Origin of the sequence: Mobilicoccus pelagius NBRC 104925 (assembly GCF_000247995.1) — a bacterium.
Taxonomy (GTDB): domain Bacteria; phylum Actinomycetota; class Actinomycetes; order Actinomycetales; family Dermatophilaceae; genus Mobilicoccus; species Mobilicoccus pelagius.
The window spans coordinates 1-17752 of the sequence record NZ_BAFE01000025.1; the positions used below are offsets into that span (position 1 = coordinate 1).

Below are 17752 nucleotides of genomic sequence, written 5' to 3' on the forward strand. Positions count from 1 at the left end.
ATCCCGGTGACGACCCAGCACAGCCAGTAGGTCCAGCCGGAGAAGAACCCGGCCCACGGTCCGAGGAACTCGACGCTGAAGTCCTGGAACGACTTGTAGTTCAGGTCGTGCAGGAGCAGCTCGTGCTCCTTTCGTGTGAGTGAACGATCACGACAACGTGAGTGAACTCAGGCTGTCGCGCGAGACCCGATCGGCGGGGCACATCCGCGTGTGGCGCCTGTCACCCTCGTCCGCTCTCTCCCGCCCTCGTCCCTCACCGCGCCGGAGAAGACGACGGGACCGCGGCGGGGAGCACCCGCCGCGGTCCCGTGGTCGGCCGTCTCCGGCCGGGCCGGACGTCTCAGTCCTGGAGCTCGCGCGACTTCTGACGGTCGACGTAGCTCCGGGTCTCCTTGACGACGACCCCGGAGAGGAGGAGCACGCCGATGAGGTTGGGGATGGCCATGAGCCCGTTGAGGGTGTCGGCGATGTCCCACACGACCTTGAGGCTGCCGACGGCGCCGGCGAGCACGGCCGCGACGAACACGATCCGGTAGACGAGGATCGCCTTCTTGACGTGCGCCGTGTGGCGGAACAGGAACTCGAGGCTCTTCTCGCCGTAGTAGGACCAGCCGAGGATCGTCGAATAGGCGAACATCGCGAGACCGATCGTGAGGCCGATGCCCCCGATCGTTCCGGGCAGGCCGTGGTTGAATGCGGCGATGGTCAGGGCGGCACCCTCGTGCTCCGCCTGCCACACCCCCGTCGTGACGATGACGAGCGCGGTCATCGTGCAGATGACGATCGTGTCGACGAACACCTCGAAGATGCCCCACAGGCCCTGCTCGACGGGCTCGCGCGTGTTGGACGCCGCGTGGGCGATCGGTGCGGAGCCGAGGCCCGCCTCGTTGGAGAAGACGCCGCGGGCGACACCCATGCGGATCGCCTGCGCAAGCGTGAATCCGGCCGCGCCGCCGAGGGCCGAGGCCGGGTCGAACGCCGACCGCACGATGAGGCCGAGCGAGGGGAGGATCTGCCCGGCGTGGAGCGCGAGCAGCGCGAGAGACATGACGACGAAGAACACGGCCATGACCGGGACGAGCTTCTCGGTGACGCGGGCGATGCTCTTGATGCCGCCGAGGATGACGACGGCGGTGAGGACGACGAGGACGATGCCGGTGACCATGCGGTCGACGCCGAAGCTGCTCTCGACGGCTCCGGCGATGGAATTGGCCTGCGTCATGTTGCCGATGCCGAAGGTGGCGAGCGTCGCGAAGATCGCGAAGAGGTAGGCGAGCCACGGCTGCTTGAGGCCGTCGTGGATGTAATACATGGGTCCACCGACGTAGCGGCCCTCGCTGTTGACATGGCGGTACTTCATCGCGAGGACGATCTCGGCATACTTCGTCATCATCCCGAAGAAGGCACTGACCCACATCCAGAAGACCGCACCGGGCCCGCCGAGGCTGATCGCCGTGGCGACGCCGACGACGTTACCGGTGCCGACGGTGCTGGCGAGGGCGGTGGAGACGGCCTGAAAACCGCTGATGTTCTCGTCGTCGGCCTTCTGGCTGCGCCCGCCGAGCACCCGGCCGATCGTGTTCCGCATCGCGTAGCCGAACTTGCGGATCTGGAAGAACCCGGTGCGGACGGACAGGTACACGCCCGTACCGACGAGCACGATGAGCATGACCGGGCCCCAGACGAAGCCGTTGACGGCCTCGTTCAGGGCGAGCAGACCTGGCAGCAGTTGTTCCATTCGTCCATCCCTCGAGTCGGTGACCACGGCCGGATGTCCCCCGGGGGTGGACGTGCGGGAGCACAGCCGGTGTGAGGGGGATCGCCGTCGACAGAGTGTGGCAGCAGGACGGGGCGGATGGGGCGCTGCGCACGCACCGTCTCGCCGAACCGGCGCCGCGGATCGACGAACCGACGTCGCCGGCCGACGAACGGCGGCCGCCGCGGACGGCGCCGGCCGATCGTGAACGACGAAGGACCCGACCGTCGCGTGACGGGCGGGTCCTTCGTGACGGCCCCGCCCGACCTCGTCGGAGGCGGGCGGCGACTCGTACCGCGGAGCGGTGTGTCAGTCGACGATCTCGGCGTCGACGACGTCGTCGTCGCCACCGGTGTCGCCGGCCGTGACGTCGGCGTTCGGCGTCGTGGCCGCAGGGTGGGCGGCCTGCTCCCCGAGCGGTCCGCGGTCGGCGAGGACGAGGTGGTCCTCCGCCAGGTCCACGTCCACCTCGACGACGTGACCGTCGCGGACCTCACCGCCGAGGAGCGCCTTGGCGAGCCGGTCGCCGATCTCCTTCTGCACGAGCCGGCGCAGCGGGCGGGCACCGTAGGCGGGGTCGTATCCCGTGAGGGCGAGCCACTCGCGGGCGCCGTCGGTGACCTGGAGGGTGATGCGTCGATCGGCGAGACGACGGCCGAGGCTCTGCACCTGGAGATCGACGATCTGCGAGAGATCGGCGGTCGAGAGCGGCTCGAAGATCACCGTCTCGTCGAGGCGGTTGAGGAACTCCGGCTTGAACGAGGCGCGCACGGCGGCCATGACGGCGTCGCGCTTGGCCTCGGGCGTGAGGGATTCGTCGACGAGGAACTGGCTGCCGAGGTTCGACGTCATCACGAGGATGACGTTGCGGAAGTCGACGGTACGTCCCTGACCGTCGGTGAGACGGCCGTCGTCGAGCACCTGCAGGAGGATGTCGAAGGTCTCCGGGTGGGCCTTCTCGATCTCGTCGAGGAGCACGACGGAGTACGGACGCCGCCGCACGGCCTCGGTGAGCTGACCGCCCTCGTCGTAACCGACGTAGCCGGGTGGGGCACCGATGAGACGCGCGACCGCGTGACGCTCGCTGTACTCGCTCATGTCGATGCGGACCATCGCCCGCTCGTCGTCGAAGAGGAAGTCCGCGAGCGACTTGGCGAGCTCCGTCTTGCCGACACCCGTCGGGCCGAGGAAGAGGAACGACCCGGTGGGGCGGTCGGGGTCGGCGATGCCGGCCCGGCTGCGACGCACCGCGTCGGACACGGCACGCACCGCGTCGGTCTGGCCGATGAGGCGCTCGCCGAGGTAGCTCTCCATGTGGAGGAGCTTCTCGGTCTCGCCCTCGAGCAGCCGACCGGCGGGGATGCCCGTCCAGCTCGAGATGACCTCGGCGATGTCGTCGGCGCCGACCTCGTCCTTGACCATGGGGTCGACGGGGACGGCGGCCTCGGCGGCGCTCGCCGCGGCGATCTCCTTCTCGAGCGCGGGAATTTCGCCGTAGAGGATCTTGGAGGCCTCGGCAAAGTCCCCCTCGCGTTGGAGACGCTCGGAGGTGCTGCGCAGCTCGTCGAGGCGTGCCTTGAGGTCACCGACGCGGTTGAGTCCGGCCTTCTCGGCCTCCCACCGGGCGGTGAGCCCGGCGAGTTCCTCCTGCTTGTCGGCAAGGTCGGCCCGCAGCCGCTCGAGGCGTTCGGCGGAGGCCTCGTCCGTCTCGCGGGAGAGGTGGAGCTCCTCCATCTTGAGCCGGTCGACGGCGCGACGGAGCGCGTCGATCTCGACCGGAGAGGAGTCGATCTCCATGCGGAGGCGGGAGGCGGCCTCGTCGACGAGGTCGATGGCCTTGTCGGGGAGCTGCCGTGCCTGGATATAACGGTCGGACAGCGTGGCAGCGGCGACGAGCGCGGAATCGGCGATGGCGACCTTGTGGTGCGCCTCGTACCGCTCCTTGAGTCCGCGGAGGATCGCGATGGTGTCCTCCACGCTCGGCTCGCCGACGTAGACCTGCTGGAACCGGCGCTCGAGGGCGGCGTCCTTCTCGATGTACTTGCGGTACTCGTCGAGTGTGGTGGCACCGACGAGGCGCAGCTCACCGCGGGCGAGCAGCGGCTTGAGCATGTTGCCGGCGTCCATCGAGCCGTCGCTGCCACCACCGGCGCCCACCATCGTGTGGAGCTCGTCGATGAAGGTGACGACCTTGCCCTCGGCCTCCTTGATCTCGGTGAGGACGGCCTTGAGGCGCTCCTCGAACTCGCCGCGGTACTTCGCGCCCGCGACCATGGCGGACAGGTCGAGCGCGATGAGCCGCTTGTCGCGGAGGGACTCGGGCACGTCGCCCGCGACGATGCGCTGGGCAAGGCCCTCGACGACGGCCGTCTTGCCGACGCCGGGCTCGCCGATGAGCACGGGGTTGTTCTTCGTGCGGCGGCTGAGCACCTGGACGACGCGACGGATCTCGGAGTCGCGGCCGATGACGGGGTCGAGCTTGCCCTCGCGGGCGGCAAGGGTGAGGTCGGTGCCGTACTTCTGCAGGGCGTTGAACTGGTCCTCGGGGTTCTCCGAGGTGACCCTGCCGCCGCCGCGCATCTGCGGGATGAGCCGGTCGATGGCTTCGGCGTCGAGGCCGAACTCGCCGGATCGCGCGAGCGCGAGGAGGAGGTGGTCGGTGGACACGTAGGTGTCGCCCATGGCCTCCATCACCTGGCGGGCCTGCTCGAGGACGCTCTGGGCACCGCGGGAGAGGCTCGGGGAGGTGACGGTGGAGCCGGAGACCTGCGGGAGCTGGGCGAGCTTGGCCTCGGCCGCGCGGCGTGCGGCGAGCATCGAACTGCCGGAGGCGTCGAGCAGCGGGCCCGTCGTCGTGTCGGTCTGGTCGGTGAGGGCGGAGAGAAGGTGGGCGGCCTCGACGTGAGGATGCCCGGCGGCGGCGGCACTGCGCACGGCCGTCGAGAAGGCGTCCTGCGCCTTCGTCGTGAGTTGGAGAGACATAGGGGCCCTCCTCGGGGCTGTGTGGTCGGAACGATGGTCGATGGTGGACCGCGGTCCACGTCTCACTGATCACAACATCACAAAAACTGCGTCTATTCCACTCAACTTTGGCACATGGCGTCAGGCCGGGCCAAGCAGGCGAGGACCCGGAGGCCACCATGGCGGATCCGTGGAGACCAGCGGGGCCCCCGCCGCTCGGGGCCTACCGTGTCGCAGCCTCCTGCCCCTCCGGACGCGCGGCGGGGAGGACGAGAAGGGCGGCGAGCGACGCCGCGCCGACGGCGAGGAGCGCGCGGAGGACGCCGACGTGGTCGCCGAGGAACCCGATGAGCGGTGGGCCGCCGAGGAACGCCGTGTACCCGAGGGTCGACACGACCGACAGACGCGCGGGCGCCTGCGACGGGTCGTCCGAGGCGGCCGACATCCCGACGGGGAACCCCAGGCTCGCACCGCACCCCCACACGGCGGCGCCGACGATCGCCACGGGGAGGCTGCCGAGGCACACCATGAGGCTGCCGATCGCGGCAGCGGTGAAGAGGGCGCCGAGCACCGGCACGCGGCCGTACCGGTCGAGGACGTGGGTGCCGAGGACGCGGGTGAGGGTCATCGCCGTGAGGAAGAGGCCCATGATGAGGACGCCGAGGTGGGCGGGCAGGCCGTGGCCGCTGACGAACGCGACGGCCATCCAGTCGTTCGCCGTGCCCTCGGCGAACGCCGCGGCGAGGACCATGACGCCGACGAGCAGGGTGCGGGGCTCGGTCCAGGCGCTCCGGACGACGGTGCCCTCCGCGTGCTCCTCCATGGCGCCAGCAGGGAGGAATCGGCCCGCCGCCACGCCCGCGAACGCCGTCGCGAGGAGAGTCGTCACGACGACGTGGACGACGGTGGGGATCCCCAGCGCGATGATCCCGGCGCCGACGAACGCGCCGACCACGGTGCCGCCACTGTAGGCGGCGTGGAACCACGGCATGATCGCCCGCCCCACGGCCTGTTCGACGATGCCGCCCTCGAGGTTCTGCGCGACATCCCAGACGCCGTTGCCGAGACCGAACGCGACGAGACCGGGCGCGATCCACAGGTGACTCGGTGCCCACAGGGTCGCCGTCGCGGCCCACAGCAGTCCCGCCGAGGCGACGGCGACGCCGAGCTGCGCCGCCCGCACGACCCCGAGGCGCTGGGACACGCGCCCCGCGATGGGGAGTCCGACGAGCGCACCGAGGGAGATCGCGAAGAGGAGGACGCTGAGTGCGCCGGGGGTGAGGTCGAACCGTTCCCGCACGTCGGGCAGGCGCGACATCCACGACGCCATCGCGAAGCCGTTGGCCGCGAAGACGGCGAGTGTGCCGTTCCGTGCCGCGAGCACCCTCGCCTCACCGGCCGGACGGTCGGCGGGGACATCGTCGTGGGGCTGGGTCACGGGGCAGGCTCCTGTCGAGGGGACGGACGAGACGGACGGGGAGGTGGGGCACCCCAGGCGGGGTGCGGAGGTGGGGGACGGCGCCGGCGCCGGGCATCCGACGGGCCCCATGAACGATCCCCCGCCCTCGAGGAGGACGGGGGATCGGTGTAGAGGGTGGGGCCGGTGGCCTCAGCGGCGCCCGGGCCCGTCGACCGGCGGAATGCGGTCGTCGCGGCCGAGGTGCGAGCCCGGCTCGTACTCGGTGCCGTCGGCGACGGGGCGACCGCTGCGCTCGTCGACGACACCGTCGCGGTCGAGGTGACCGCGACCGGTCGTGGCCTGGGGTCGCGTCGCCGTCGTGGTGGTCGTGTCGGCGCGACGGCCGTCGGCGAGGTCGCGTTCCTGCTGCTTCTGCGTCTTGCGGATCGCGCGACGCTCCCTGGCCTCGCGCATCTTGCGTTTGCTCGCCGCAACCATGAGCCACAGGCCGAACAGGATGAGCACGAGGCCGGCGATGCCGAGGATCACGAGGGTGAGGGTCTGGACGACGAGGGTGTTGCCGGCGATGTCGACGCCCATGCCGGGGGCGCCCTCGACCGTCGACTGGGCGGCGCCGGCCATCGCCACCCAGATGGCGAACGCGCCGGCGACGAGGCCGATCAGCAGGAGGAGGAGTCCGAAGGCGACCATGAGGGTCCTTTCAACGCGAGACCGATCGGGCGAGCGGCCCGCCGCCGGTCAAGCGTAACGACCCGGGGCCGCTCACCCCATTCTGCGCGGCGGCCGATCTCACGAGCCCACCGAACATTTGTCAAAAAGCCCTTGAACTTTATTCACGAGGCTCCTAGCGTCGAGGGCATCCCACCCCGACCGAGGAGACATCGTGAGCACCCTTTCCACCCCGCACATCAAGCCGGACGGCGCCCCCATCGCGGAGTCGATCCTCCTGCCCGGCGACCCCCTGCGGGCCAAGTTCATCGCCGAGACCTACTTCGAGAACCCGGTCTGCTTCAACGAGGTCCGCAACATGCTCGGCTTCACGGGGACGTACCGCGGGAAGCAGGTGTCGGTCATGGGCACCGGCATGGGCATCCCGTCGATCTCGCTCTACTCCTACGAACTCATCCACACCTTCGGGGTCAAGCAGCTCATCCGCGTCGGGTCCTGCGGCGGCATGCAGGAGGGCATCGACCTCTACGACGTCGTCATCGGGCAGGCCGCCTCCACCGACAGCAACTACCTCAGCCAGTTCGGCGCCCCCGGCACGTACGCCCCCATCGGGTCCTACCGCCTCCTCGAGCGCGCCGTCGCCCACGCCCGTGAGGCCGAGCAGACCGTCCACGTCGGCAACGTCCTCTCGAGCGACATCTTCTACAACGCCGACGAGAGCGCCCTCGCCCGCTGGACCCGCATGGGCATCCTCGGCGTCGAGATGGAGTCCGCCGGCCTCTACGCCAACGCCGCCGCGGCCGGGGTCGACGCCCTCGGCATCTTCACCGTGAGCGACGACCTCGTCGGCGGCCGCCACACGACGCCGGAGGAGCGTCAGACGGCGTTCACCGCCATGATCGAGATCGCCCTCGCCACGGTGACGGAATGAGCACGGCACGACTCGGGGCCGGCCCGAATCCCAAACGGGCCGTCCCGGTCATCCTCTTCCTCTTCGTCTTCTCGCTCATCATCGACAACGGCTTCAAGTTCGCGTCGAAGTCGATCGGTGACGACCTCGGGCTCTCCGCCTCGACGGTGAGCCTCCAGGCCACCCTCGCCGGCGTCATCATCGGCATCGGCGCCGTCGTGTACGCCGCTCTCGCCGACGCGGTGAGCATGCGCAAGCTGCTCGTCGCGGCCGTCGGGCTCATCAGCGTCGGCTCCCTCGTCGGCTACGCGGGCCGCGCGTCGTTCGAGTGGGTCCTCACAGGACGCATCATCCAGACGACCGGCCTCGCCGCCGCCGAGACGCTCTACGTCATCTACGTGACGAAGTACCTCCCGAGGGAGGACCAGAAGACCTACCTCGGGTTCAGCACGGCCGCGTTCCAGTCCTCGCTGCTCCTCGGCGCGATCGCGAGCGGGTTCATCGCGACGTACGTCCACTGGACGGTGTTCTTCCTCGTCCCGCTCCTGTGCCTCCTCGCCCTCCCGGGCGTGCTGCGCACCGTGCCCGTGCACGAGGCGACGGCGAACCACGTCGACGTGTTCGGCCTGTTCCTCATCGCGACGGTCGCGACCGGCATCATGCTCTACCTGCAGGCGTTCGACTGGTGGTGGCTCATCCCCGTGCTCGTCGCCCTGCCGCTGTTCGTGTGGCACGTGCGGCACAACCCGCGGGCGATCGTCGACCCGTCGTTCTTCGCCGAACCGCGGTACCCGAGCATGCTCGCCGTCGTCTTCGTCCTCTACTCGGCGCAGCTCGCCTACCTGTTCATGTTCCCGTTCCTCGTCGGAGACCTCTACGGCCTGCCGGAGAGCGACGCGTCGCTCCTCCTCGCGCCCGGGTACCTGTGCGCCGTCCTCGTCGGGATCCTCTCGGGCCGTATCGCGCGGGTCCTCGACTCGGCCGCCGCGATCACCCTCGCCATCGGCATGATCGTCGTCGCCCTCGTCGGCCCGGCGATCGCCCCCGAGGCGGGCACGTGGATCTTCGTCGTCTCGTTCACGCTGTTCGGTTCGGGCTTCGCGCTCCTCTACGCGCCGCTCGTGTCGACGGCGATCCGCGACATCCCGCCGGCCAAGTCCGGCGTCGCGATCGGGTTCTACAACCTCACGATCAACATCGCCATCCCCCTCGGCATCGCCGCGACCGCGGCGCTCATGGACGCGAAGCCGTCGTTCCTCTCCTGGGCGACGGGCGCGACCACCGAGCAGGGCGTGCGGTACGCGAACGTCCTCTGGATCATCGCGCTCGCCGCGGTGCTCGCCCTCCTCGTCTACCGGGTGGCCCACGCCGCCCTCGCGAGGCGGGACGCGGCCCTCGGCCGCACCGAGGACCCCGCGGAGATCGCACCCACCGCCTGACCCTCCTCCCCCACGCACGACGAACGGGGGAGGTGCTCACGATGAGCACCTCCCCCGTTCGTCGTGTCCCGGTCTCACCGATCGTCCCGATCACCCGGGCGTCAGCTCACCCGGGCGTCGGGCGGCCGGGTCACCGATCGGGCCGCCGATCAGGCCGCGTCGGGCGCGACGAGCTGCGGGAGGACCGCCTCGAAACGACGCGTGAACTCCGCGGCCGAGAGAACCTTGCCCTTCGGTCGGGCGCTCTCCTGGAGCTGGTAGGCCCAGTTACCGGCGCGCTCACGCTGGTTGGGCGTGCCGTGGTGGCCATTGCTGTCGAAGCCGCAGTCGCCGATCGAGTAGAAGACGCGGAGGAACTGCGTCACACGCTTGATCTGCATGCTCATCCCGCGCGGGTGGGAGAGGAAGTACGCCGCGGCGGCATCGGCGTGGAGCTCGGTGCGGCGCGTGGCCTCCGGGCTCGCGACGTCGCCGTGCATGCGCAGCTCGAACTGCACGTGGTGGCCGAACTCGTGCGCGAGGATCGCCTGCGGGGCGACGTCGCCGTACCCCATCTCACGGTAGGCGCGGAGGATGCCGTCGCCCATGACGATGCGGTCGCCGATGACGCCGAGGCCGTCGACGTCCTCACCGTAGGAGCTGAACGCGAACGCGTTGAGCGTGAACAGCGGGTGGTTGCCGCCCTGGAACTTCGGCTGGGCGATGAACTCGGCGAGGAGCGAGGCGAGCTCGTCCGCCTCGGCCTTCGGCACACCGAACACCGTCTGGTACACGCGGGACGTGCGGGCCGGGTCGCGCATCATGTCGCCGTGCATCGCCATGAGCTGGATGTCGTCGCTCTTGATGTCCCAGAACTTCTTCAGCTTGCGGAACGTCTTCTGCAGGACCTGCGCGTCGCTGCGCAGCGCGAACGCCGGGTCGTTCTCCGAGCCGTAGACGAGGGCCTCGTACGTCGGGAGGTCGAAGGCGCCGAGGGCGTCGAGGATCTGGAAGTCCTCGTCGGTCCAGTCGGCCGTGGACTGCCGCTGCCACGCCGCGAACTCCGTGGGGCCGCACTGGTACTGGGAGCCGTCGATGCGGTGCGGGTCACGGATGAGGCGGTCGAGCTGCCGCTTGGTGGCGCTGTCCGTCTTCGGCATGAGGCGCGCGATGCGCGCCTTGAGCGCGGCCGGGTCGGACGCGGCCGAGGCGGCCACGGCCGTGGTGGATCCGGTGAGGACGGGGGACGCGGTGGCGATCCCGGGAGCGGCGACGAGCGCGGCGCTGAGCGCGACCGCGGCGAAGGGGCGAAGGTGACGCATGCGGAAGGGGTTCCTCTCGGGTCGTCGGCACACCGTCGTGCACGATCTCCCGCATCTTGACGGATCCGACGCCGTTGCGGGGAGATGACGCGCACCCCTCCGTCACACGAGCGGGGCCGCCGTGCGGCCCGAGACGGGGACGACGCCCATCGCGCCCGTCCCACCAGGGCCGTAGCGTGGTGCCGAGACATCGACCGACCCCGGAGGAGCGAGGATGACGACGCCCGAGCGAGACGACCGCGACCTGCACGACGGTGACCAGGAGCTCGCGCTCAGTGATCACCGCACCGAACAGCAACGCGCCGCGGCGGTCGACACCGGAACGGCGCTCGGCGAGCGCACCCAGCGGCCCGACGTCGACATCCCCACCCCGGCGGAGGCCTCCGCGGACATCGGCGTCGTCGGCATGGCGGTCATGGGCAGCAACCTCGCCCGCAACCTCGCCCGCCACGACTACGCCGTCGCGCTCTACGACCACTGGGTCGACCGCACGGCGACGATGATGACCGAGCACGGCGCCGAGGGCACGTTCGTCCCCGCGGGCAGCGTCGAGGACTTCGTCAGGAGCCTCAAGCGGCCGCGGTCGATCATCCTGCTCGTCAAGGCGGGCGACGTCACCGACCAGGTCATCGACACCCTCACCCCGCTCCTCGAGAAGGGTGACGTCGTCATCGACGGCGGCAACTCCTACTTCCAGGACACCCGCCGCCGTGAGGCCAAGCTCGCCGAGCTGGGCCTCCACTTCGTCGGCGCAGGTGTCTCCGGCGGCGAGGTCGGCGCACTCGAGGGTCCGTCGATCATGCCCGGCGGACCCACGGAGTCCTACGAGGTCGTCGGCCCCATGCTCGAGGCGATCTCCGCCCACGTCGACGGCGAGCCGTGCTGCACGCACATCGGCCCCGACGGTTCCGGTCACTTCGTCAAGATGGTCCACAACGGCATCGAGTACGCCGACATCCAGTTCATCGGCGAGGCCTACGAGCTGCTCCGCGCCGCCGGGTTCTCCCTCGAGGAGGCCGCCGAGGTGTTCGAGACGTGGAACACCGGTGACCTCGACTCCTACCTCATCGAGATCACCGCCGAGGTGCTCCGTCAGAAGGACGCCCGCACCGGCAAGGCCCTCGTCGACGTCATCGTCGACGCCGCGGGCATGAAGGGCACGGGCACGTGGACGGTGCAGAGCGCCCTCGACCTCGCCACCCCCGTCAACGTCATCGCCGAGTCGGTGTTCGCCCGCGCCGCGTCGTCCCACGCCGAGTTGCGGGAGCACGCCCAGCGCGTCCTCGCCGGCCCCGACGCGCGCATCGCCGTCGAGGATCTGGAGTCGTTCGTCTCCGACCTCCGCGACGCCCTGTGGTCGAGCAAGGTGATCGCGTACGCGCAGGGTCTCGACGAGATCCGCATGGCCGGGCAGGAGTACGGCTGGGACGTGAACATGGCCGAGGTCGCGAAGATCTGGCGGGCCGGGTGCATCATCCGCGCGAAGATCCTCGACCGCATCCGCGACGAGTACGCGGCGAACAACCTCGCCACGCTCCTCGAGGCGCCGAGCATCCGCGACGGGCTCGAGAAGGCGCAGGGCGGGTGGCGGCGCACGATCGCCCGGGCCGTCGAGGCGGGTGTGCCCGCCCCCGGCTTCGCGGCCGGGATCGGCTACTACGACACGATCCGTGCGCCTCGCGGCAACGCGGCCCTCACCCAGGGGTTGCGCGACTTCTTCGGCTCCCACACCTACCGCCGCATCGACGACGAGGGCAGCTTCCACACCCTTTGGTCCGGCGACCGCAGCGAGATCGCCGTCGACTGAGGCCCGCTCCGCGGCTCACCGATCGCGGCCCCGTCACCGTCCACGGACGGACCGGGGCCGTCGGCGTCCGCGCCCGGATCGGCCCGGCGCCGCCGGGGCTGGTACACCTGGGGGCATGGCGAAGACGGTGTGGGCGGCGAGCGCCGCGCTGTACGTGGGGGTCGTCGTGTGGGCGGCGTTCGTGCTGCCCCCGGACGGCGTGGCCTCGCAGGTGGATCTCGACGGCACGGTGACGAGCCACGGCAGCCGCGCCGGGTTCCTCGGCGCCAACGCACCGCTCACGATCCTCATGCTCGTCGTCGCCCCCCTCATCACCCGGGCCGCGACGCGGCCGCCGGCGACGTTCCTCAACATCCCGAACAAGGACTACTGGCTCTCCCCCGAACGCGCCGAGGCGACGTTCGCGACCGTCTCCCGTGAGATGTGGCTGCTCCTCGCCGCCACGAATCTCCTGGTCGCCGCCGCGATGTTCGACCTCGCCTGGCTCACCGTCCACGGCCACGAGGCGATCGGGTCGGCGCCGTTCCTCGTCTACCTCGTCGGGGTGCTCGTGTGGGCGGTCCTCTTCGTCCTCCGTTTCCGCCGACCGAAGGGCGCATGAGCACCGCAGGGGCGGCGACGCCCCTCCCCGACGACGCCCCGTTCGAGGGGCACCTCCCCGGCAGCGCGGGGTATCGGCGCATCGCCGTCGCTCTGTTCCTCGCGGGTGTCGTGACGTTCGCGCTGCTCTACAGCACCCAACCGATCCTGCCGCTCCTGTCGAGCGAGTTCGGCCTCGACGCGGGCACGGCGGCGCTGTCGGTGTCGGTCGCGACGGCCGGGCTGGGGGTTGCGCTGCTCGTCGCGGGGCCGATGTCGGAGATCCTCGGCCGCACCCCCCTCATGCACGCCTCGCTGTTCGCGGCCTCGCTCGTCTCCCTCGCCGGGGCCCTCGCACCGGGCTGGTCCGTCTTGCTCGGGCTGCGGCTCGTCGAGGGGATCGTCCTCGCCGGGCTCCCGGCCGTCGCGATGGCCTACCTCGCCGAGGAGGTCCACCCGAGCGCAACGGCGCGCGCGGCCGGGCTCTACATCGGCGGCACCGCGATCGGCGGGATGTCGGGGCGCCTCGTCACCGGCGCGATCGCCGAGGTCGCGGGGTGGCGCGCGGCGCTGCTCGGCATCGGGCTCGTCGGCCTCGCGTGCGCTGTGGCCGTGCGGGTGCTCCTGCCCGCGAGCCGCGGATTCACCCCCGCCCCCGCGAGCACCCGCCACCTGCTCGCCACCGCGCGCGCGATCCTCCGCGACCCGGCGTACTGGTGCCTCTTCGCGATCGGCGGCACCGCGATGGGCGCGTTCGTCGGGGTGTTCAACGCGATGAGCTATCGCTTCATGGCCCCGCCGTACGACTACTCCGTCGGCGTCGTGGGGCTCGTGTTCCTCACGTACGCCGTGGGATCGGTGAGTTCGACGTACGCCGGCCGCGCGGCCTCCCGGTTCGGGCAGCGGACGGTCGCGCCGATCTGCGCGGTCGTCATGCTCGCCGGGCTGCTCGGGACGTGGTTCGAGCCGATCGTCGTCGTCGCCGTGTTCCTCACGGTGATGACCGCGGGGTTCTTCGCGCTCCACGGCGTCGCGAGCGGGTGGGTCGCCGCCCGCGCGGCGCGGGGCAGCGCCGCCAAGGGACAGGCGTCCTCGGGCTACCTGTTCACCTACTACGCGGGGTCGTCGGTGTTCGGTGCCCTCGCGGGGCACGCGTGGGAGTCCGGCGGGTGGGACGCCGTCGTCCTCCTCTGCGCCGGGCTCGTCGGACTGGCCCTCCTCCTCACCCTCGCGCTGCGCCGCATCCCCGCGCTCCCCTGAGCCGGGCGTGCGATGGTGAGGACGCACCAGCCCTCGACCCGGGAGACCACCGTGAGCACGTTGACCGTCGCCGCCTGCCAGATCACCGCGAGCGGGGAGCCGCGGGAGAACCTCGAGACGATCCGGGAGGCCGCGACGCGCGCCGCCCACGGGGGGGCACGGCTCGTCGTCCTCCCCGAAGCGGCGATGGCGTGTTTCGGTACCGACCTGTCGGCGGTGGCGCAGCCGCTCGACGGCGAGTTCGCGACCGGGGTACGGAAGATCGCCGAGAAGCTCGACGTGACGCTCGTCGTCGGCATGTTCGAGCCGGCCGGTGACGGGCGCGTCCACAACACCCTCCTCGTCACGGGCCGGGGCGTCGAGGCCGCCTACCGCAAGCATCACCTCTACGACGCGTTCGGGTCGCGCGAGTCCGAGCACGTCGCGCCGGGCACCGAGCTCGTCACGGTGGAGGTTCCCCTGGAGGGGGGCGGCAGCGCGACCGTGGGGTTCGCCACCTGCTACGACGTCCGCTTCGCCGACCAGTTCACCGCCCTCGGCCGGGCGGGGGCCCAGGTCGTCGCGCTGCCCGCCTCGTGGGGCGAGGGGCCGGGCAAGGCCGAGCAGTGGGACCTCCTCGTCCGCGCCCGGGCGATGGACGCGCAGGCGTGGCTCGTCGCGTGCGACCAGGCGTGGCAGCCGCCGCGCGGCGCGCAGGCGCTCGGCATCGGCCGTAGCGCCGTCGTGGGCCCGCTCGGCGAGGTGCGGGCCCGGCTCGACCACCGCGCCGACGTCCTCGTCACGACCGTCGACCTCGGCATCGTCGACGACGTCCGCTCCCGGGTGCCGATCCTCGAGGTCTGAAGGGCGATCGGACCGCCCCACGCCACGCCCGTGGAGCGGTCCCACTGGCGAGGACGACGACGAAGGGGCAAGGTGGGAGTCATGACCGACGAGAAGAAGATCACCGTCAGCCGCACGATCGACGCCTCCCCGCAGGACGTCTGGGCCGTCATCTCCAACCCGGCCCGCCACGCCGAGATCGACGGGTCCGGCCAGATCGTCTCCGACGAGAAGACCGACCGCATCACCGCGAACGGGCAGGTCTTCACGATGAACATGAACGCCCCCCACATGGGTGGCGACTACCAGACCGACAACCACGTCACCGGGTTCGACGAGAACCGTCTCCTCGCCTGGCAGACGGCGCCCGCCGGCACCGAGCCCAAGGGCTGGGAGTGGATGTACGAGCTCACCCCGGAGGGCCCGGACGCCACGCAGGTGCAGCTCACGTACGACTGGAGCAAGGTCACCGACAAGGAGCTCCTCAAGAAGGTGAGCTTCCCGCTCATCTCCGAGGAGCAGCTCGAGGGTTCCCTCGGGCGTCTCGCCTCCGCCGTCGCCGGCAGCTGAGTCACCCGTCACGAACGCTCCCTCCTGCTCAGCGCGGGAGGGAGCGTTCGTCACTGCGTCCCCAGGAGGAACCATGCGTGCGTCGGGCTCGACGCTCGGAGGTCTCGTGGTCGGAGGTCTCGCGGCCTGCGCTCTCGCCCTCGCCACGACGACCCTCGCGAGGCCGCCCGCCCTCGACGCCCGGACGGCTACGGCCACCCTCGACGCCGTGCACGACGCCCGCGCCGGGGCCTACACCCTCGGGGCGCCCACACCGGAGGTCCCGGACGGACTCACCCCGGCGATGCGCGACGAGCTCGCCCGGTCGCAGAAAGCGATCCGTGCCGCCGCCCGTCGCGATGCCGTCGAGGTGTACGACGTGGCGGAGGCGACCGTCGAGGTCGCACGGGTCTCCTGCGAGACGACGACCTGCCGGGTCGACTACCGCGTCGCCACCGACTACCGGCGCCCACCGGCGGCCGTCTCGAACGGCGCCCCGGCCGTCATGGGCACGCACACACGCCGCCGCGCCGAGTTCACCCTCGACCCCTCGGAGCGGTGGCTGCTCGCCTACGACCACCCGTCGGGTCCCCGCGCCGGAGTTGCCGATCCCCTCGACGCGGCGACCGGCGAACGCTGACCGGACCGGCGACGGACTCCGACGGACGCGGACGGGGGCCGCACCCGTCTCGGACGCGGCCCCCGTCGTGCGGGTGATGCCCGGTGTCAGATGACGCCAAGGGCGAGCATCGCGTCGGCGACCTGCGTGAAGCCCGCGATGTTGGCGCCGGCGACGTAGTCGCCCGGCATGTCGTACTCCTCGGCCGTCGTCATGCAGTTGCCGAAGATGCCCTGCATGATCTCGCGCAGGCGGGCGTCGGTGTCCTCGAACGACCACGAGTCGCGCGAGGCGTTCTGCTGCATCTCGAGCGCGGAGGTGGCGACGCCGCCGGCGTTCGCGGCCTTGCCCGGCGCGAATCGTACGCCCGCCTCGCGCAGCGCACGCGTGCCCGCCTGGGTCGTAGGCATGTTCGCGCCCTCGGCGACGATCTCGACTCCGTTCTCGATGAGGGACGCCGCGTGGTTCTCGTCGAGCTCGTTCTGCGTCGCACACGGCAGGGCGATCTGGCAGGGCACGTCCCAGATGGAACCGTCCTCGACGTAGCGCGCGCCGCGGCTCTCCGCGTACTCGGAGATGCGGCCGCGACGGACCTCCTTGATCTCCTTCATGAGGTCGAGGTCGATGCCGCCCTCGTCGACGATGTAACCGCCGGAGTCCGACATCGCGACGACGGTGCCGCCGAGCTGGGACACCTTCTCCGCGGCGTAGATCGCGACGTTGCCGGAGCCAGAGACGACGACCTTCTTGCCGTCGAAGGAGGTCTTGTCGGCGCGGAGCATCTCGTCGACGAAGTAGACGAGGCCGTACCCGGTGGCCTCGGTGCGGACCATCGACCCGCCCCACGTGAGGCCCTTGCCGGTGAGGACACCGGCCTCGTACCGGTTGGTGATGCGCTTGTACTGGCCGAAGAGGTAACCGATCTCGCGGCCGCCGACGCCGATGTCACCGGCGGGCACGTCGGTGTACTCGCCGATGTGGCGGTACAGCTCCGTCATGAACGACTGGCAGAACCGCATGATCTCGAGGTCGGACTTGCCCTTGGGGTCGAAGTCCGAACCGCCCTTGCCGCCGCCGATCGGCATGCCGGTGAGAGCATTCTTGAAGATCTGCTCGAAGCCGAGGAACTTGACGATGCCGAGGTAGACGCTCGGGTGGAAGCGGAGGCCACCCTTGTACGGGCCGAGCGCGGAGTTGAACTCGACGCGGAACCCGCGGTTGATCTGCACCTTGCCGGAGTCGTCGATCCACGGTACCCGGAAGATGATCTGCCGCTCGGGCTCGCAGATGCGCTCGATGATCGAGGCCTGCACGTACTCGGGACGCTTGGCGACGACGGGGCTCAGGCTCTCGAAGACCTCGTGGGCGGCCTGGTGGAACTCCACCTCGCCGGGGTTGCGCCGGAGCACGGTCTCGAACATGGGCTGCAGGGTGGGATGCAGATCGGTGGTCACCGGATCCTCCGTGACGTGAGGGGAACGTGGAGCGGGGTCCTGCCACGTGCCGGGGTCGCGTGACGTGGAGCCGGATTCCACTGTAGGTCGCGCGCCCGACGACGCGTCGCCGCGACCACGGCGCGAGAAGACCCCGCCGCCGGGCTCCCACCGGACGCGGGAACCGCCCGACGCGGGACGCCTCGGCGGAGGCGTGGCTGAGGCGC

At 70.8% G+C, this 17752-nt stretch carries 14 protein-coding genes and 1 pseudogene; 8 read left to right on the forward strand and 7 right to left on the reverse strand.

Features of this window, described 5'->3' with window-relative positions; genetic code table 11:
* From MOPEL_RS16465 to MOPEL_RS04095, 5 genes and pseudogenes are all read right to left on the reverse strand, one after another.
* Positions 1–122, reverse strand: a pseudogene (locus MOPEL_RS16465) (hypothetical protein); the annotation flags it as partial.
* A gap of 218 nt (positions 123–340) precedes the next feature.
* On the reverse strand, positions 341–1738 hold the full coding sequence (locus MOPEL_RS04075; protein ID WP_009481588.1) for an alanine/glycine:cation symporter family protein: 1398 nt from the start codon (positions 1736–1738) through the stop codon (positions 341–343).
* Positions 1739–2065: 327 nt separating this feature from the next.
* Positions 2066–4738 (reverse strand): ATP-dependent chaperone ClpB, encoded by a 2673-nt coding sequence (gene clpB / locus MOPEL_RS04085; RefSeq protein ID WP_009481589.1) that lies wholly within the window; start codon positions 4736–4738, stop codon positions 2066–2068.
* A gap of 202 nt (positions 4739–4940) precedes the next feature.
* Positions 4941–6155, reverse strand: a complete 1215-nt coding sequence (locus MOPEL_RS04090; RefSeq protein WP_009481590.1) for an MFS transporter — start codon at positions 6153–6155, stop codon at positions 4941–4943.
* A gap of 171 nt (positions 6156–6326) precedes the next feature.
* Entirely contained in the window at positions 6327–6827 is a 501-nt protein-coding gene (locus MOPEL_RS04095) for a hypothetical protein (protein ID WP_009481591.1), read from the reverse strand.
* A 193-nt stretch (positions 6828–7020) separates the two neighbouring features.
* On the opposite strand from MOPEL_RS04095, the gene deoD reads away from it, so the two are divergent.
* Both deoD and MOPEL_RS04105 read left to right on the forward strand, forming a co-directional pair.
* Positions 7021–7737, forward strand: a complete 717-nt coding sequence (deoD, locus tag MOPEL_RS04100; RefSeq protein WP_009481592.1) for a purine-nucleoside phosphorylase — start codon at positions 7021–7023, stop codon at positions 7735–7737.
* Positions 7734–9155 carry an MFS transporter gene (locus tag MOPEL_RS04105; RefSeq protein ID WP_009481593.1) on the forward strand — a complete coding sequence of 474 codons (1422 nt, stop codon included), beginning with the start codon at positions 7734–7736 and terminating at the stop codon, positions 9153–9155. The genes deoD and MOPEL_RS04105 overlap by 4 nt, the downstream gene beginning before the upstream one ends.
* 149 nt (positions 9156–9304) lie before the next feature.
* Here MOPEL_RS04105 and MOPEL_RS04110 read toward each other — a convergent pair whose 3' ends face one another.
* Positions 9305–10456 carry a hypothetical protein gene (locus MOPEL_RS04110; protein ID WP_009481594.1) on the reverse strand — a complete coding sequence of 384 codons (1152 nt, stop codon included), beginning with the start codon at positions 10454–10456 and terminating at the stop codon, positions 9305–9307.
* Positions 10457–10670: 214 nt separating this feature from the next.
* Between MOPEL_RS04110 and gnd the strand changes: the two genes are divergently transcribed.
* The 6 genes from gnd to MOPEL_RS04140 all read left to right on the forward strand — a co-directional run bounded on the left by gnd (position 10671) and on the right by MOPEL_RS04140 (position 16113).
* Positions 10671–12263, forward strand: a complete 1593-nt coding sequence (gnd, locus tag MOPEL_RS04115; RefSeq protein ID WP_009481595.1) for an NADP-dependent phosphogluconate dehydrogenase — start codon at positions 10671–10673, stop codon at positions 12261–12263.
* Positions 12264–12378: 115 nt separating this feature from the next.
* Positions 12379–12864 (forward strand): hypothetical protein, encoded by a 486-nt coding sequence (locus MOPEL_RS04120; protein WP_009481596.1) that lies wholly within the window; start codon positions 12379–12381, stop codon positions 12862–12864.
* On the forward strand, positions 12861–14102 hold the full coding sequence (locus MOPEL_RS04125; RefSeq protein ID WP_009481597.1) for an MFS transporter: 1242 nt from the start codon (positions 12861–12863) through the stop codon (positions 14100–14102). The genes MOPEL_RS04120 and MOPEL_RS04125 overlap by 4 nt, the downstream gene beginning before the upstream one ends.
* A 12-nt stretch (positions 14103–14114) precedes the next feature.
* Positions 14115–14945 (forward strand): carbon-nitrogen hydrolase family protein, encoded by an 831-nt coding sequence (locus tag MOPEL_RS04130; protein WP_009481598.1) that lies wholly within the window; start codon positions 14115–14117, stop codon positions 14943–14945.
* An 81-nt stretch (positions 14946–15026) separates the two neighbouring features.
* Entirely contained in the window at positions 15027–15494 is a 468-nt protein-coding gene (locus MOPEL_RS04135) for an SRPBCC family protein (protein WP_009481599.1), read from the forward strand.
* Between the two features lie 73 nt (positions 15495–15567).
* Positions 15568–16113 carry a hypothetical protein gene (locus tag MOPEL_RS04140; RefSeq protein WP_009481600.1) on the forward strand — a complete coding sequence of 182 codons (546 nt, stop codon included), beginning with the start codon at positions 15568–15570 and terminating at the stop codon, positions 16111–16113.
* An 86-nt stretch (positions 16114–16199) separates the two neighbouring features.
* Here the strand turns inward: MOPEL_RS04140 and gdhA are convergent, their stop codons facing one another.
* A complete protein-coding gene (gdhA, locus tag MOPEL_RS04145) occupies positions 16200–17546 on the reverse strand; it encodes an NADP-specific glutamate dehydrogenase (protein WP_281023891.1) in 1347 nt (448 codons plus the stop codon).
* Positions 17547–17752: the final 206 nt, after the last annotated feature.